This is a genomic window from Porticoccus sp. Uisw_050_02, assembly GCF_047729555.1.
Taxonomy (GTDB): domain Bacteria; phylum Pseudomonadota; class Gammaproteobacteria; order Pseudomonadales; family Porticoccaceae; genus Porticoccus.
Genome location: NZ_CP159825.1, coordinates 758,322 through 774,013 on the forward strand (window position 1 = coordinate 758,322; position 15,692 = coordinate 774,013).

At 40.5% G+C, this 15,692-nt stretch carries 13 protein-coding genes; 9 read left to right on the forward strand and 4 right to left on the reverse strand.

The window, feature by feature from the left end:
- Positions 1 to 2,322, reverse strand: coding sequence for a DNA translocase FtsK (locus tag ABXT41_RS03645; protein ID WP_415391450.1), 2,322 nt, complete (start codon positions 2,320 to 2,322; stop codon positions 1 to 3).
- Between the two features lie 218 nt (positions 2,323 to 2,540).
- Here ABXT41_RS03645 and trxB point away from each other — a divergent pair, with 218 nt between their 5' ends.
- The 4 genes from trxB to infA are packed head-to-tail and all read left to right on the forward strand — an operon-like array spanning position 2,541 to position 5,281.
- Entirely contained in the window at positions 2,541 to 3,491 is a 951-nt protein-coding gene (gene trxB / locus ABXT41_RS03650; RefSeq protein ID WP_415390169.1) for a thioredoxin-disulfide reductase, read from the forward strand.
- A gap of 5 nt (positions 3,492 to 3,496) precedes the next feature.
- Complete coding sequence (aat, locus tag ABXT41_RS03655) at positions 3,497 to 4,219, forward strand: leucyl/phenylalanyl-tRNA--protein transferase (RefSeq protein WP_415390170.1); 723 nt, start codon at positions 3,497 to 3,499, stop codon at positions 4,217 to 4,219.
- Between the two features lie 28 nt (positions 4,220 to 4,247).
- Complete coding sequence (locus ABXT41_RS03660) at positions 4,248 to 5,003, forward strand: arginyltransferase (RefSeq protein ID WP_415390171.1); 756 nt, start codon at positions 4,248 to 4,250, stop codon at positions 5,001 to 5,003.
- Positions 5,004 to 5,062: 59 nt separating this feature from the next.
- Positions 5,063 to 5,281 (forward strand): translation initiation factor IF-1, encoded by a 219-nt coding sequence (infA, locus tag ABXT41_RS03665; protein WP_415390172.1) that lies wholly within the window; start codon positions 5,063 to 5,065, stop codon positions 5,279 to 5,281.
- A gap of 24 nt (positions 5,282 to 5,305) precedes the next feature.
- Here infA and clpA read toward each other — a convergent pair whose 3' ends face one another.
- Together clpA and clpS are read right to left on the reverse strand one after the other, a co-directional pair.
- The gene (clpA, locus tag ABXT41_RS03670; protein WP_415390173.1) at positions 5,306 to 7,576 is read right to left on the reverse strand and encodes an ATP-dependent Clp protease ATP-binding subunit ClpA; all 2,271 of its coding nucleotides are present in this window, start codon (positions 7,574 to 7,576) and stop codon (positions 5,306 to 5,308) included.
- An 18-nt stretch (positions 7,577 to 7,594) separates the two neighbouring features.
- Positions 7,595 to 7,948 carry an ATP-dependent Clp protease adapter ClpS gene (clpS, locus tag ABXT41_RS03675; RefSeq protein ID WP_415390174.1) on the reverse strand — a complete coding sequence of 118 codons (354 nt, stop codon included), beginning with the start codon at positions 7,946 to 7,948 and terminating at the stop codon, positions 7,595 to 7,597.
- A 330-nt stretch (positions 7,949 to 8,278) separates the two neighbouring features.
- On the opposite strand from clpS, the gene ABXT41_RS03680 reads away from it, so the two are divergent.
- The 5 genes from ABXT41_RS03680 (at position 8,279) to ABXT41_RS03700 (ending at position 13,310) form a co-directional block, all read left to right on the forward strand.
- Positions 8,279 to 8,875: a pseudouridine synthase gene (locus ABXT41_RS03680; protein WP_415390175.1), complete on the forward strand. Its 597-nt coding sequence runs from the start codon at positions 8,279 to 8,281 to the stop codon at positions 8,873 to 8,875.
- Positions 8,876 to 8,975: 100 nt separating this feature from the next.
- Entirely contained in the window at positions 8,976 to 10,106 is a 1,131-nt protein-coding gene (gene mnmA, locus ABXT41_RS03685) for a tRNA 2-thiouridine(34) synthase MnmA (RefSeq protein WP_415390176.1), read from the forward strand.
- Positions 10,107 to 10,157: 51 nt separating this feature from the next.
- Entirely contained in the window at positions 10,158 to 10,784 is a 627-nt protein-coding gene (gene hflD / locus ABXT41_RS03690; protein ID WP_415390177.1) for a high frequency lysogenization protein HflD, read from the forward strand.
- 166 nt (positions 10,785 to 10,950) lie between these two features.
- On the forward strand, positions 10,951 to 12,318 hold the full coding sequence (gene purB, locus ABXT41_RS03695) for an adenylosuccinate lyase (protein ID WP_415390178.1): 1,368 nt from the start codon (positions 10,951 to 10,953) through the stop codon (positions 12,316 to 12,318).
- Between the two features lie 53 nt (positions 12,319 to 12,371).
- Complete coding sequence (locus ABXT41_RS03700) at positions 12,372 to 13,310, forward strand: cupin domain-containing protein (RefSeq protein ID WP_415390179.1); 939 nt, start codon at positions 12,372 to 12,374, stop codon at positions 13,308 to 13,310.
- A 62-nt stretch (positions 13,311 to 13,372) separates the two neighbouring features.
- Here the strand turns inward: ABXT41_RS03700 and ABXT41_RS03705 are convergent, their stop codons facing one another.
- Complete coding sequence (locus ABXT41_RS03705; RefSeq protein WP_415390180.1) at positions 13,373 to 15,574, reverse strand: malate synthase G; 2,202 nt, start codon at positions 15,572 to 15,574, stop codon at positions 13,373 to 13,375.
- Positions 15,575 to 15,692 lie beyond the last annotated feature (118 nt).

Sequence of the window (15,692 nt, forward strand, 5' to 3'; positions counted from 1 at the left end):
CTAATCTCCAGAATTATCTGGAGCCAAGACATCCCTGTTACCATTTGAGCCCATTTCGCTTACAACGCCTGATGCTTCCATTTGCTCTACAAGTCTTGCCGCCCTGTTATAACCAACACGTAGTTTTCTTTGGACAGAAGAGATTGATGCCTTCCGTGTTTGAATGACAAAAGAAACAGCCTCATCATACAAAGGGTCAGACTCTTGATCGCCACCCCCTCCGTCATCACCATAACCTGGGACAGGAATATTACTAGTGATCGCCTCGCTTGTTATGTCTTCTAGATACTCTGGAACACCCCTGCTCTTCCAATCTGCAACAACTTTATGGACTTCATGATCGTCTACAAACGCTCCATGAACCCTAATGGGTATACTTGTCCCAGGAGGAAGATAAAGAAGGTCACCGTGGCCCAAAAGCGACTCTGCCCCGCTTTGATCAAGAATAGTTCTTGAATCAATCTTTGAGGAAACCTGAAAAGCAATTCGGCTGGGAACATTTGCCTTAATCAATCCAGTAATAACATCCACCGAAGGCCTCTGGGTGGCCAATATTAAATGTATACCCGCCGCTCTAGCTTTTTGTGCAATACGGGCAATGAGTTGTTCCACTTTTTTGCCGACAATCATCATCATGTCAGCAAATTCATCAATCACAACCACTATACAAGGTAATTTATCTAAATTAGGAGGCGAGCTGCTATCTTCTTCATTAAAAAATTCATCTGGCTTCCACAGTGGGTCAACAAGAGGGCTGCCTGCAGCAATACTATCCATAATTTTTTTGTTATAGCCAGCAAGATTTCTAACTCCCAGTGCCGACATTAGCTTATAGCGGCGCTCCATTTCACCCACACACCACCTTAAGCTGCTGGCTGCATCCTTCATATCTGTGACAACCGGTGTCAGCAAATGAGGAATACCATCATAAACAGATAACTCCAGCATTTTAGGGTCAATTAAAATAAGCCGCACATCTTCTGGGGTGGATTTATACAGCAAGCTCAATAGCATTGAGTTAATGCCAACAGATTTTCCAGAACCAGTAGTTCCGGCTACTAGCAAATGCGGCATTTTTGCTAAGTCAGCGCATACAGGCAAGCCAGAAATATCATTACCAAGAGCTAAAGTTAATGGCGACTTTGCCTGCTCATAAACCTCGGAAGAAAGAACCTCACTAAGACGTACCATTTCGCGATGTTCGTTAGGGATTTCAATACCGACATAAGATTTCCCGGGTATCACTTCTACCACCCTGACACTAACAACTGCAAGCGATCTCGCAAGATCTCTAGAAAGACCACTTATTCTGCTCGCTTTGATGCCAGCAGCTGGCTGTATCTCAAAACACGTAACAACTGGTCCAGGCAATACTTCTATTACTTCGGCGCTGATGCCAAAGTCCTGTAATTTTAGCTCTAGCTGCTTGGACATGGCTTGAAGTGAATCTTTAGAAAAGGCTTTGCCTGTATTATTGTCAGCCTTATCCAGCAAGCCTAACGCTGGAAGCGTCGCTAGATTTTTATCTATAAAAAAAGATGTCTGTTTTTCTTTTTCTACACGATTGCTAGATGCGGGTTTCCTGGATGGCTGCTGAATACTTAAAGGCCTCCTGGTTACATCTCTTTCCGCCCGGGTTTCTTTAACCTCTTTGCGATGCTGTTGTGCCAGCATGGCTTGAATCCTCTCGCTTCTTTTTGCTTTCAGTGTAGCTATACGACGACTTACATATTCACTGAGTCTTAACACTCCGCTAGCAATCCACTCGATTAGGGCAAGCCAAGATATATCAGTGAAAACTGTCATCCCAAACAAGAAAATAGCCACTAAAATAAGGGTGCTACCTATACTGTTAAAGGCAGCCGTTGCTGCCACTTCTATCGATGAACCAAGAATACCACCAACACCGAAAGGCAATGAGGTTTCCAGACTGCCATAATGGAGAGCAGCTAAGGCTGTTGCGCTGACCAAAACCATCGTAAGCCCTAAAATACGAAGGATGAACACGAGGCTATCAAATCCAGACTTATTATCACGGTGGGTTCTAAATACGTTCCATGCTTTTAATGCAAGCAGCATAGGTAGCAGGTAAGCCACGCAGCCAAGCAAAGAAAAAAACACATCTGATAGCCAGGCACCTAAAGATCCGCCAGCATTCAAAACATAGCCAGCATTGCCGGCATGCGACCAACCAGGATCTTCAGAAGAATGGGTTGCTAGTGCAATTAATAAATATATACATACAAATAGCCAACCAATGAGAGCCCCCTCTTTTAAGATAAGCTTAATTTTTGACGGCTGCAATTGTTCGCTGTTCGCCAATGAGGGCTTATTAGGTTGTTTTTCTCTATTCAAAACTGCCATCCCAATTAACTATCTATAAGGCTATTGTAAACGCAGTGGTTGTAAATACTAGAGACCAATCTCATAAGATTATGTTATAAGTTTGATAAATAAGCGCGATAGTAAAATCTTACTTTTCCTATTAATGCATATTCATTATTATATTGAAAATATTCACTTATATTTGGAAGTCTTTTATGTCAGAAATTCAACACCATAAATTAATTATTCTGGGGTCTGGCCCTGCTGGTTACACTGCGGCAATTTATGCAGCACGAGCAAACCTCAATCCAGTCATCATCACCGGAATACAACAAGGCGGGCAATTAACTACCACTACAGATGTTGATAATTGGCCGGGTGATCCTCATGGCCTTCAGGGTCCAGACCTTATGTTGCGAATGCAGGAACATGCCGAGCGTTTTGACACAAAAATTATTTTTGATCACATAGATAGTCTTGATTTAAGCAAAAAACCTTTTCAGTTAAAAGGAAGTAGCAGCTACAGCTGCGATTCATTAATAATATGCACCGGGGCCTCTGCCCAGTATTTAGGGCTCCCATCTGAAGAAGTTTTTATGGGCAGAGGTGTCAGCGCATGCGCTACTTGCGACGGATTTTTCTACAGAGGAAAAAAAGTAGCTGTTATCGGTGGTGGAAATACTGCAGTCGAAGAAGCACTTTATCTCTCTAATATTTGTAGCGAGGTCACATTAATTCATCGCAGGGACACGCTAAAGTCAGAAAAAATACTACGTGACAAACTTTTAGAGCGGGCCAAAAATGGCAACATCAATATACTGTGGAATTATAAGCTAAACGAAATAAAAGGTGATGACGCAGGTGTAACGTCATTGGCATTAAGGAGCACACTAAAAGAAATAGACTTAGACATTGAAGTGAGTGGAGTATTTATAGCTATTGGACATAAGCCAAATACGGACATTTTTAAGGGCCAACTAAAAATGAGGGATGGGTATATTATTGTTCAAGGCGGATTAGAGGGAAATGCAACAGCTGTCAGTATTCCAGGTATCTTTGCAGCCGGAGACGTAGCTGACCACGTATATCGCCAAGCAATAACTTCTGCTGGATCTGGCTGCATGGCTGCACTAGATGCAGAAAAATACCTTGACGACTTGGCGTAACTAGATTGTTATCTGCCCTTGCCTGTCTGGATTCCTGTAATCTAAACTTTCCTGATCCAGAAACTGCGCTAGAAGAACCCAATGGTCTTCTAGCCTTCAGTGGCGACCTTAAACCAGAAACCCTGCTTAAGGCATACCAGCAAGGAATATTTCCTTGGTATGAAGAAAGTCGACCAATTCTATGGTGGTCACCAAATCCAAGATCAGTTATCTATCCGAAAGACATAAAAATCTCTCGTTCTCTAAAAAAAATTATCAGAAATTATTCCTGGGAAGTACGAATCAACAGTGCATTTCAATCTGTTGTGAGCCATTGCGCTACGTCGCGAAGAAATAGTAGTGATGGCACATGGATAAATGCCAATATGCAAAAATCCTATTTAGATTTACATTTGTTAGGTTTTGCTCACTCACTTGAAATTTGGCTAGAAAACGATCTAGTTGGTGGTCTGTATGGGGTGCTTGTAGGTGATGTATTTTGTGGTGAATCAATGTTCAGTTTAAAGCCAAATGCATCAAAAATTGCTCTGGTTCAGCTTGCTCTTTTAATGCAAAAATATACAAAAAATGGACTAATTGACTGCCAGATACCTAACGATCATTTGACGTCTATGGGTAGTGTAGAGCTACCACGAAAAGAATTTCTCTCAAAATTAGAAATTTTACAAAACAATCCAAGCTTTTGGCCCAGCCAATGGCAGTGTATAATTGATCTAGACCGTACTTGAAAACCTTAACTATGATTAAAATATTATTATGTCGCGCGATATAACACCAGATATACGAAGAATAAGGTTATTCTTGACTGATCCTCATCCATGCAGCTATCTGCCGGGCAATGAAGCAACAACTGCATTTGTTGCTTCCGCTGACTTGAACCTAGAAGTAAACTCACACATCGAAGTAGATCCACAGTTTTATTCTCAACTTTCAGACATGGGATTTCGTCGAAGCGGTCAATATTTTTATGCGCCAAGATGCCAAGCATGTAATGCCTGCATATCTGCAAGACTGGTAGTCAAAAAATTCAAACCCAGCCGCCAACAACAACGCTGTAGTTCTCGCAATCAAGATTTAACCGTTTGGATATCAACGCAAATTGATGAGCAAGAACACTACCCTTTGTACAAACGATATATAAATACAAGGCATGCAGATGGAGATATGTTTCCACCTAATCTGAATCAGTTTAGGGATTTTATAGGTAATCTACGCGAATATAGCAGGATAGTAGAGATTAGGTGTGGCGATGAGTTAATCGCTGCAGGAGTTGTCGATATCCTGGAAGATGGCTTATCTGCAATTTATACCTATTATTCCACAGAACCCCAACACAAAAAGAGAAGTCTGGGCACTTTTACTATTTTATCCGAAATTATGCTAGCAAGAGAGATGGAGCTATCTTATCTCTATTTGGGTTATTGGATTAAAGATAGTCCTAAAATGGCATATAAGTCTAATTATCGACCCCTAGAAATACTTAAGGACCGCCAATGGACTCCGCTTGTTTGACTTTGTGATTTTTTCAGGCAGAATGCGGCTCGCTTGTAAGATTGGAGATAGCATAAATTATGTCAAAAGAAGAACAAATAGAGATGGAGGGGGAAGTGATAGATACGCTTCCTAATACAACCTTCCGAGTAAAACTTGAAAATGGCCATGTGGTCCTTGCGCATATATCTGGAAAAATGCGCAAAAATTACATTCGCATACTCACTGGAGACAAAGTGAAAGTCGAGCTAACGCCCTATGATTTATCAAAGGGTCGTATAACTTACAGGGCAAGATAACAATAAAACGGCTCTTATTGTTATTTATGTGGCTAATACCTCAGCTTCTGATTCAATATTAACGCTGATTTCTTCATCCTCAACAGTAATTTTTACCACACCCCCACCAACAAGACTTCCAAATAAAACCTGCTCGGCAAGTGGTTTTTTTATTTTTTCAAGGATCAATCTTTGCATAGGACGCGCGCCCATTTTTTCATCATAACCATTGACTGCAAGCCACTTCCTAGCACTTTCATCTACATCTAGTACAACACGTTTGTCATCCAGCTGCTGCTGCAGCTGGCATAAAAACTTATCTACTACTGTATTTATGACATCAACACCCAATGGACGGAATTGAATAATACCATCTAAGCGATTACGAAACTCAGGGGTAAACACATTCTTTAATGCTTCCATGCCATCAGTTTTGTGGTCTTGGCTTGTGAAGCCCATAGAGGCCCGGCTCATCTCTTGCGAGCCAGCATTGGTGGTCATAATCAGTATGACATTCCTGAAATCAGCTTTACGTCCATTATTGTCTGTTAGGGTCCCGTGATCCATAACCTGAAGAAGTAAGTTAAATACTTCAGGATGAGCTTTTTCTATCTCATCAAGCAATATCACTGCATAGGGATTCTGAGTGACCGCATCTGTCAACAGGCCCCCTTGATCGAACCCTACGTAGCCTGGGGGAGCACCAATCAGCCTCGACACAGTATGGCGTTCCATATACTCAGACATATCAAATCTGAGTAACTCAATGCCCATAACTTCAGATAACTGTTTAGACAGTTCTGTCTTACCGACCCCCGTAGGGCCAGCAAACAAGAATGACCCAATGGGTTTTCCTCCATCCCTCAGGCCGGCACGAGATAGCTTGATGGCGGTGGTTAAAGCCGAAATTGCCTCATTTTGCCCAAAGACAACCATTTTTAAATTTTCCTCAAGATTTTTCAATTGCAGCTTATCCGAGGAAGATATACTTTTAGCTGGTATTCTTGCAATTTTCGAAACGATCATTTCAATGTCTACAACACTGATCAATTTTTTTCGTTTTGACGAGGATAATAACTGCTGATAAGCGCCAGCCTCATCTATTACATCAATAGCTTTATCTGGCAAATATCTATCCGTTATATGGCGCGAAGAAAGTATTGCAGCGGTTTTAAGTGCAGCTTGGGAAAATCGCAATTGATGATGATCTTCAAATTTTGACTTCAATCCTTTGAGGATCTCTATAGTTTCTTCAACAGTAGGCTCCGGAACATCTATTTTTTGAAAACGCCTAGACAGAGCTCTGTCCTTCTCAAAAATTCCCCTATACTCCTGATAGGTTGTAGATCCTATACAGCGTATTTGGCCTGACGTGAGTATAGGTTTTAACAAATTGGAGGCATCCATGACACCGCCAGAAGCTGCGCCAGCTCCAATAATAGTGTGGATTTCATCAATAAAGAGAATCGCGCCTTCTTTTTTCTTTAGCTCAGCAAGAACACCTTTGAAGCGTTTCTCAAAATCTCCACGATATTTAGTGCCTGCAAGCAAATCTCCTAGGTCCAAAGAATACACAACCGAATTAGCAAGAATATCAGCGACATCACCATCTACGATCATTTTTGCCAAGCCTTCAGCAATCGCTGTTTTTCCAACCCCTGCCTCACCCACTAATAATGGATTATTTTTACGACGACGGGCTAGGATTTGTGAGACTCGCTCAACCTCGTGATCTCGACCTATGAGAGGATCTATGTTTCCTTGCTGAGCCTGAATGTTTAGATTAGTGGTAAATTGATCCAAGAGACTGGCTTTTTTTGTACTTTCAGGCTGAAGATTATCGTCCATGTTAGCATCATCAAGAACACCTTCAGGTTGGTCCGCATGGCCAGGCACTCCATGAGATATGATATTAACTACATCAATTCTAGTTATGTTTTGCGCATGCAAAAAATAGACTGACTGACTCTCTTGTTCGCTAAAAATAGCTACAAGAACATTACACCCATCTACCTCTTTATTGCCTGATGACTGGACATGAAAAACAGCACGCTGCAATACACGCTGGAACCCCAATGTTGGTCGGACAGACTGATCTTCATTATCTAAAGATATCAATGGCGTGGAGTCAATAAACTCATCAAGATCTCTTTTTAACACTGCTATATCAGCACCGCAGGATTTTAAGACGCCAGCTGCTGATTCATTTTCAAGCAAAGCCAAAAATAAATGCTCGACAGTCATAAATTCATGACGTTTTTCTGTTGCGCATCTAAAAGCATCATTTAGCGTTAGCTCTAACTCTTTGCTTAGCATAAAAATCCCTTATCTTTTTTAGTTAGACTCATCATCTATTGGTTCTATTTCGCAGCGTAGTGGGTGTTCGTGAGTCCTAGCATACTCTCTAGTCTGCTGGGCTTTTGTTTCAGCTATATCGCGAATATATATAGCACAAACTGCCTTACCTTCAGTATGCACCTTTAGCATCACCCTTGTCGCATCCTCGTAGCCCATACCAAAGATCGACCCCAAAAGGGATACAACAAACTCCATCGGGGTATAGTCGTCATTAAATATGACTACCCTATAGAGAGGTGGTTTTTTTAACTTTGGTTTTGACTCCTCAAGAGCAACAGCGCTATCGCCACCCCACTCCGAGTCCTGATTATCAGCACCAAGTTTTATCATAAAGAAATTATTCATATACATAAAAATTTTAATGTTACTTTTTATTCACCTTATGATGGCGTCCACACAGACTTTATTTCAACTCCATATGCCTTATATTTAGTCACAACAGGTCAAAATAATCAATCTAAGTTCTGCTCTGTACAAAAATACTGTTTCGTTTATATTGGGTGGTAATTAGTGAATTTCAAGTCAGATACCACTGAATCTTAAATATATTATCTTTTGATAAATAATCAAGTTATAGCCAACATTACACACGCTTATCAAGATGATTTTGTCTGATTCTTATGCAAAAAACTGCAAACTACCTCAAGAAAATACTGGTAGATGAAAAATATAATTTTTTCAGTGCTTTATGGATATATATATATGATCGATCTTATACTTTTTAACAAGCCATATGGAGTTTTAAGTCAATTTTCTGAGAATGACGGACATCCGGGGCTTAAAAACTACATAGATATTCCTAGCGTATACCCAATGGGTAGGCTCGATCTTGACTCTGAGGGTCTCTTGCTACTTTCAAGTAGCGGGCCTTTAACAGCGCGTGTTTCAAATCCAAAATACAAAATGGAAAAAACCTATCTGGTGCAAATTGAGGGCACAATCACCCTGGCCGCAATTAAAATACTAGAAGCAGGGGTTATGCTTAATGATGGAATGACACGTCCAGCAAAAATAAAAATAATAAATGAGCCTATAGTCTGGCCAAGAAAACCAGCTATTCGAAATAGACCAAGCCTAACAACTAGCTGGATAGAGCTTCGCATCAAGGAAGGCAAAAATCGACAAATCAGAAGAATGACTGCATCTGTAGGCTTTCCGACCCTCCGGCTAATTCGCAATGCAATTGGGGCATGGAAGCTGGGGGGTATGCTTCCTGGCGAATATCGTTGCCAAAAAATATACCTACCTCACACATAATAAAAACCTATAGAGCCCCCATGCAACCAGAAGAAATATGAAGCCATCAGAACGTATTAATTGGATTTACTGCTAACCCACCGGTAGAATCATTAAGCTTATGCCTACCTTTAAGAAAAAAACTACTCTCAGCACTCAGGCTGCAAAAACGAAAGTGATCGTCGGAATGTCTGGTGGCGTGGATTCTTCTGTCACAGCACTGCTGCTCAAGCAACAAGGTTATGTTGTGGAAGGCCTGTTCATGAAGAATTGGGATGAAGATGATGGAACTGAATATTGCACTGCTCAACAAGATATGTCTGATGCGCAATCTGTAGCGGATATGCTAAAAATTCCTCTTCACAGTGTAAATTTTGCATCTGAATATTGGGATGATGTATTTCAAATTTTTTTACAAGAATACAAAAGCGGCAGGACGCCAAATCCTGATATTTTATGCAACAAAGAAATTAAATTTAAAGTATTTCTTGATTATGCTGAGCTATTGGGTGGTGACTATATAGCCACAGGGCATTATGCGCGAACGTCAACAAAGAATGGGCGCACCTATCTTTTGAAAGGAATCGATGACAGCAAAGATCAGAGTTATTTTTTGCATGCTGTGAACGAGGCCGCATTTTCTCGAACTTTATTTCCTATTGGGGAAATGAAAAAAACTGAGGTTAGAAAAATTGCCGAAGAGTACGGCCTCATAACAGCAAAGAAAAAAGATTCAACTGGGATTTGTTTTATTGGTGAAAGAAGATTTAAGGATTTCCTTGAACAATACCTACCCGGGCAGCCAGGTAATATTGAATCGTCCGATGGAGATATTATTGGCCAACATTCTGGTTTGATGTACTACACATTAGGGCAAAGGCAAGGCTTAGGTGTTGGTGGACTGAAAACTTCAGACGACAACCCTTGGTATGTGTCTGGAAAAGACTTGTCGCGCAACACTCTCATTGCAGTTCAAGGGGGAAGCCATCCGTTGCTTTTCTCTGATAGCCTAAAAGTGTCCGAATTGCACTGGATTAACGGATTACCTGAGGAAATAATCAAAAATGAAAACACAGACTTTTCGTGTCAAGCAAAGACTCGATATCGCCAAGATGACCAACAATGCCAGGTAATAAAAACTGAAGGTGGCTATTTAATGAAGTTCAATACTCCTCAGAGATCCTTGACGCCAGGCCAATCGGTAGTACTTTACCGAGACAGTATATGCCTTGGCGGAGGTGTCATTAAATAAGCCTAAAAAAATGATAATTAATTAATAATCTATAAAAGCTGATAATACATAGTGATATTCAATAAACCCACCAAAGACCAACTGCTAGCCTTATCTGGCATTTTTCAATCATGCCATCTCGTTGAGCAGCTATCAAAACATGGGCTAGTTTCCGAAAAAGAGCTAAAAATAAGTATGGAGAGTCTGCTTCACAAGGACCCTAGAGATACACTCGCTATGTTTCGATCCCCTGATAACTTAGATACTGGAATTGAATCTATACAGGACTTCTTAAATTCGAGGCTTGATATAAAGGCTTCTGAAACACTTCGCTACGTCATTGGCACAATATATTTAGCAGAAAAACTTCGGAGCAATAAAGCGATGTCTCTTATGGTCAGACAAAGATTGGACAAATGCATAGCCCAAGCAGAATATTTTTCTACTACACATTCTAATGTTATATCCAACATTGCTCAAATTTATCAAGATAGTTTTGGTACCCTAAAGTACCGAATAACTGTACACGGATGTGTTGACCACTTAGGGCAAAAAAGTATCGTTGAACGTGTCAGATGCTTATTGTTTTCGGCTATTCGATCAGCAATGCTTTTTCATCAGCTTGGAGGGCGAAGACGTCATCTAATCTTTAACAAAAGATATATTTTAAGCCAAACAAAGGCTTTAAACACAAGCTAACATGCAGATAATGCATGAGCGATGTTAAATAACAATAATTTCTAGAATCAAATTTAAGGCTACAATGCACTTTCTTCTGCAATGATATGAGAATTATTGTAAGATTTAAATTCTTTAAATTGATCTAGTATAAGAAGACCCTTAAAAAGCCTTACCGGACCTAACAATGAATCTTTCCAGCTTAACAGCGATTTCGCCAATTGATGGCCGCTATGCTAGCAAAACCCAAGGCCTTCGCTCTGCTTTTAGTGAATTTGCCTTAATAAAATATCGTGTTTATGTAGAGGTGTGTTGGCTCAAAAAACTGGCTAACCATCCAAAAATAAAAGAAATATCAACATTAAGTGATAGCGCTAAAAAGACGCTTGATGCCCTAGCCTCTAATTTTAACGAACAAGATGCCTTGCGTATCAAGGAAATAGAGGCCACCACAAACCATGATGTCAAAGCAGTAGAGTACTTCATAAAAGAACGTATTTCAGAAAACTTAGAGCTGGCAAGAATATCTGAGTTCGTTCACTTTGCTTGCACTTCTGAGGATATAAATAATCTTTCTTATGCGTTGATGCTAAAAGAAGGAAAAGATAATTTTTTATTACCAAATGCTGAGGCAGTAGTTTCCAGAATGTCCGAAATAGCAAGAACATATGCAGATGTTCCAATGCTTTCTCGCACACATGGGCAGACAGCCTCACCGACAACAGTGGGCAAAGAATTTGCTAACGTTGCTTATCGTCTAAAACGCCAGATAGAGCAGATTAAGAAAGTAGTGCTACTAGGAAAAATTAACGGGGCTGTCGGAAACTATAATGCTCATGTTTTGGTATATCCCAATATCAACTGGGCTGCCATTGCTGAAGAGTTTGTTGTGAGTCTAAATTTAAACTGGAATCCCTACACTACTCAAATTGAACCTCATGATTATATAGCTGAATTATTCGATGCGATTGCCAGATTTAACAACATTTTAATAGACTTCAATCGTGACATGTGGGGTTATATCTCAATAGGCTACTTTAAACAAAAAACAGTGGCCGGGGAAATAGGGTCATCCACAATGCCGCATAAGGTGAATCCAATAGATTTCGAAAACTCTGAAGGAAATCTCGGTTTAGCCAACGCGCTATTTGCACATTTATCTCAAAAACTACCTATTTCACGCTGGCAGAGAGATCTAACTGATTCTACAGTCCTTCGCAATATGGGGGTGGGATTTGGATACAGTCTGATAGCCTACCAGTCTGTCCTCAAGGGTATAAGCAAGCTAGATATTAATGACGAACGCTTAGCTGAAGATTTAAATAATACATGGGAGGTTTTAGCTGAACCAGTTCAAACGGTAATGCGTCGTTACAATATTCCAGAGCCATACGAAAAACTTAAAGCTCTTACCAGAGGAAAAGGTATCACCAAAACTACATTATTAAATTTTATTGAAACTCTGGAAATACCTGACGAAGCCAAAATAGAGCTCAGAAAACTCACTCCAGCTACGTATATCGGTAATGCTGTCGAACAAGCTAAAGCTGTCTAGATTGCTCCTTTAAGTTCATAAATATTATGCTTTTTACTACAGGATCTTTTTTAATGGAAGACTTCCCATCTGTATTAGGCGGAATCTCTGCTGATCAATTCCTATCGGAGTATTGGCAAAAGAAACCTCTATTGATACGAAATGCTTTGCCAAATTTTGAATCTCCGCTATCTAAAGATGAGCTAGCAGGCTTATCGCTCGATGAAGATATTGAATCAAGGCTTGTTTTTGAGCAAGGGCAGTCGAAACCCTGGAGTCTGGAATTCGGACCCTTCGATCAGTCCATTTTTCGGAATCTACCAGAAAAACACTGGACATTACTAGTTCAGGCTGTAAATCTATGGGTCCCAGAAGTCAAAAAACTAGCGGACCAATTTTACTTTCTCCCTCCTTGGCGCCTAGACGACATTATGGTGAGTTATGCTCCAAAAGGAGGAAGTGTTGGGCCTCATTTTGACTATTATGATGTCTTCTTACTACAAGGCCTAGGTCAACGAAAGTGGCAGCTAGGCCAAACCTGCGATTCCACAACTCCAGTATTACCAGACACAGCTTTGCGTATACTCAGTGACTTTGAAGTAACACAAGAGTGGCTTTTGGGCCCTGGAGATATACTTTATGTGCCACCAAAATTGGCACATTGGGGGACGGCATGCAATGATTGCCTTACATACTCAATCGGATTTAGATCGCCATCTCTGACGGATATGCTGGGCGATCTAACCAACATGCTCATGACACAAAATCACTCAAGCCACTATAAAGACCCGCCGCTCACCATGGCCATGGCGAAAACTACGATAGATCCGATGTTTATTCAGCAAGCCAAATTAATGCTAAATAACCTTATTGAGAATGATGAATTACTCAATGAATGGTTTGCAAGATACATGACGCTACCAAAATATCCTGACTTATCAGAAGCTCTAGGTGAGCTACGTATCGCACAAATAGGCAAAACACACTATATTAACGGCGAACGAAAGATATAACAGGCGGTGTGGTCTAGCAGTCTCAACTGGTAGCAAAACCACATTATCCGCAAACATGCCAGTTACTCCTCTAGCTCGGCTGTCGATATGCTTGCCAAACTAAGGATCTTTGATTTTTTTCGGTATGCATGCAAAAGAGGTTCGGTATAACCGCTCGGTTGCTTGGCCCCCTTAACGACAAGATCATAGGCTGCAGAAAAAGCTGTGTTTTGCTCAAATCCTGGTGACATTTTTTGATACAAAGGATCACTAGCATTCTGCTGGTCGACCACTTGGGCCATGCGCTTCATCACCTCTAGGACTTGAGGCTCGGTAGTTACTCCATGTCTGATCCAATTTGTTATGTGTTGACTTGATATGCGAAGTGTAGCCCTGTCTTCCATCAATCCAACATTATTAATATCTGGCACTTTTGAGCAACCCACACCTTGATCTATCCAGCGAACAACATACCCCAATATCCCCTGAGCATTATTTTCTAACTCTTTCTCAATTTTATCTGAAGACAGTTCTTCCTCAAGCAAAGGTATTGTCAAAATATCATCAATATTAGCGGCTGGACGCTTAGACAAAAGCTTTTGTTGGGCAAAAACATCTACATCGTGATAATGCAAAGCATGTAAGACCGCTGCCGTAGGAGAAGGGACCCAGGCTGTGTTTGCACCCGCCAAAGGATGATTGATTTTTTGCTGCATCATATCAGCCATATTTTCTGGAACCGCCCACATCCCTTTACCTATTTGCGCTTTACCCGCAAGACCACAGGCTAAGCCTACATCAACATTTTGGTCTTCATAAGCTGATATCCACGGCATAGTTTTAAGCTGTCCTTTTGGGGCAAAAGCGCCCGCCTCCATACTTGTATGGATTTCATCACCTGTTCTATCTAAAAATCCTGTATTAATAAATACAACGCGATCTCGAACAGCACGAATACATTCCTTTAAATTAACAGAAGTTCGTCGTTCTTCGTCCATAATCCCAACCTTCAACGTGTTGCGATCAAGACTTAAAGCATCTTCAACCGCATCAAAGAGATCATTTGTAAAGGCTACCTCCTCAGGACCATGCATTTTAGGCTTAACAATGTAGATGCTCCCTGTTTTGCTGTTACAAAATGCCCCCCTTCCCTGGATATCATGCATACCTATCAAGCTGGTTATAACGGCATCCATAATCCCTTCAGGAACCTCATTACCTTTTGAGTCCAAAATAGCAGGATTAGTCATCAGATGGCCGACATTACGCACAAAAAGCAGACTTCGTCCAGAAAGAATCAAGGGTTCGCCATTAAATTGCTTATATGTACGATCAGGATTCATCCTTCTAATCAGAGTCTTTCCGTTTTTTGTCAGGGTTTCCTCTAGGTCGCCCTTCATTAGCCCTAACCAGTTACGATAAATCAAAGCCTTATCTTCGGCATCAACTGCTGCAACTGAATCTTCACAATCCATAATTGTCGTTAAGGCTGCTTCTATTAGAATATCCTTAACTCCAGCAGGATCAGACCTGCCTATTTCTGTATTACTATCAACTTGAATTTCAAAATGCAATCCATTGTTTTTAAAAAGTAAAATTTCTGGTAATTCCGATTCTCCGGCATAGCCACAAAATTGGGAAGGATCCAAAAGACCAGTAACAATACCATCTTCTAGTTCTACCTGAAGCACACCATCATGAAGAAAATATTTTGTAACATTAATATGCGAGCCTCCGGCTAGAGGGATAGATCTATCAAGAAACTCCTTCCCATACTGAACCACCTTAGCGCCCCGTTCGGGATTATACTGTTTTGTTTTCTGCGCATGATTTTCTTCTGCGATTACATTAGTGCCATAGAGTGAATCGTACAAACTGCCCCATCGCGCATTAGCAGCATTTAATGCAAAACGAGCATTCATTACAGGTACAACTAACTGAGGTCCCGCTTGAGAAGTAATTTCTGGATCCACACCCTTTGTGTTTATATTAAAATCAGGGCCGACTGGAACCAAATAACCGATCTCCTGCAGAAATTTCTTATAGGAAGAAAAATCAAAAAACTGATTAAAATTTTTCTGATGCCAGCAATCTATCTCCTGTTGTAATAAATCACGTCTAGCCAATAAGCGCTTATTTAATGGAGAAAACCTGCTAACAATATCAGCGAAAGATTCCCAGAAAGCACTTATATCTAAAGATGTTCCTGGAATAATATCGTTATTCACCAAACTGTAAATTGAATTATCGACCTGCAAGCCAGCCACCTTAATACGCTCCGCCATAATTGATCCTATAAGTAAGAATTAAATAAAAGTTTAATTGTATGGAAATTTTTAAGCATTAATCAACTTAACTAACTTTATTTCCGTTATTTTTTATGCGAATAAACTACATGATGCC

What these genes read in the sequence shown, in the direction of transcription:
- clpA (WP_415390173.1), bottom strand. Translation starts at nt 7,576, where the DNA reads ATGCTAAGCAAAGAGTTAGAGCTAACGCTAAATGATGCTTTTAGATGC.
- ABXT41_RS03660 (WP_415390171.1), top strand. Translation starts at nt 4,248, where the DNA reads ATGTCGCGCGATATAACACCAGATATACGAAGAATAAGGTTATTCTTG.
- infA (WP_415390172.1), top strand. Translation starts at nt 5,063, where the DNA reads ATGTCAAAAGAAGAACAAATAGAGATGGAGGGGGAAGTGATAGATACG.
- mnmA (WP_415390176.1), top strand. Translation starts at nt 8,976, where the DNA reads ATGCCTACCTTTAAGAAAAAAACTACTCTCAGCACTCAGGCTGCAAAA.
- ABXT41_RS03680 (WP_415390175.1), top strand. Translation starts at nt 8,279, where the DNA reads ATGAAAAATATAATTTTTTCAGTGCTTTATGGATATATATATATGATC.
- purB (WP_415390178.1), top strand. Translation starts at nt 10,951, where the DNA reads ATGAATCTTTCCAGCTTAACAGCGATTTCGCCAATTGATGGCCGCTAT.
- ABXT41_RS03700 (WP_415390179.1), top strand. Translation starts at nt 12,372, where the DNA reads ATGGAAGACTTCCCATCTGTATTAGGCGGAATCTCTGCTGATCAATTC.
- ABXT41_RS03705 (WP_415390180.1), bottom strand. Translation starts at nt 15,574, where the DNA reads ATGGCGGAGCGTATTAAGGTGGCTGGCTTGCAGGTCGATAATTCAATT.
- clpS (WP_415390174.1), bottom strand. Translation starts at nt 7,948, where the DNA reads ATGATAAAACTTGGTGCTGATAATCAGGACTCGGAGTGGGGTGGCGAT.
- trxB (WP_415390169.1), top strand. Translation starts at nt 2,541, where the DNA reads ATGTCAGAAATTCAACACCATAAATTAATTATTCTGGGGTCTGGCCCT.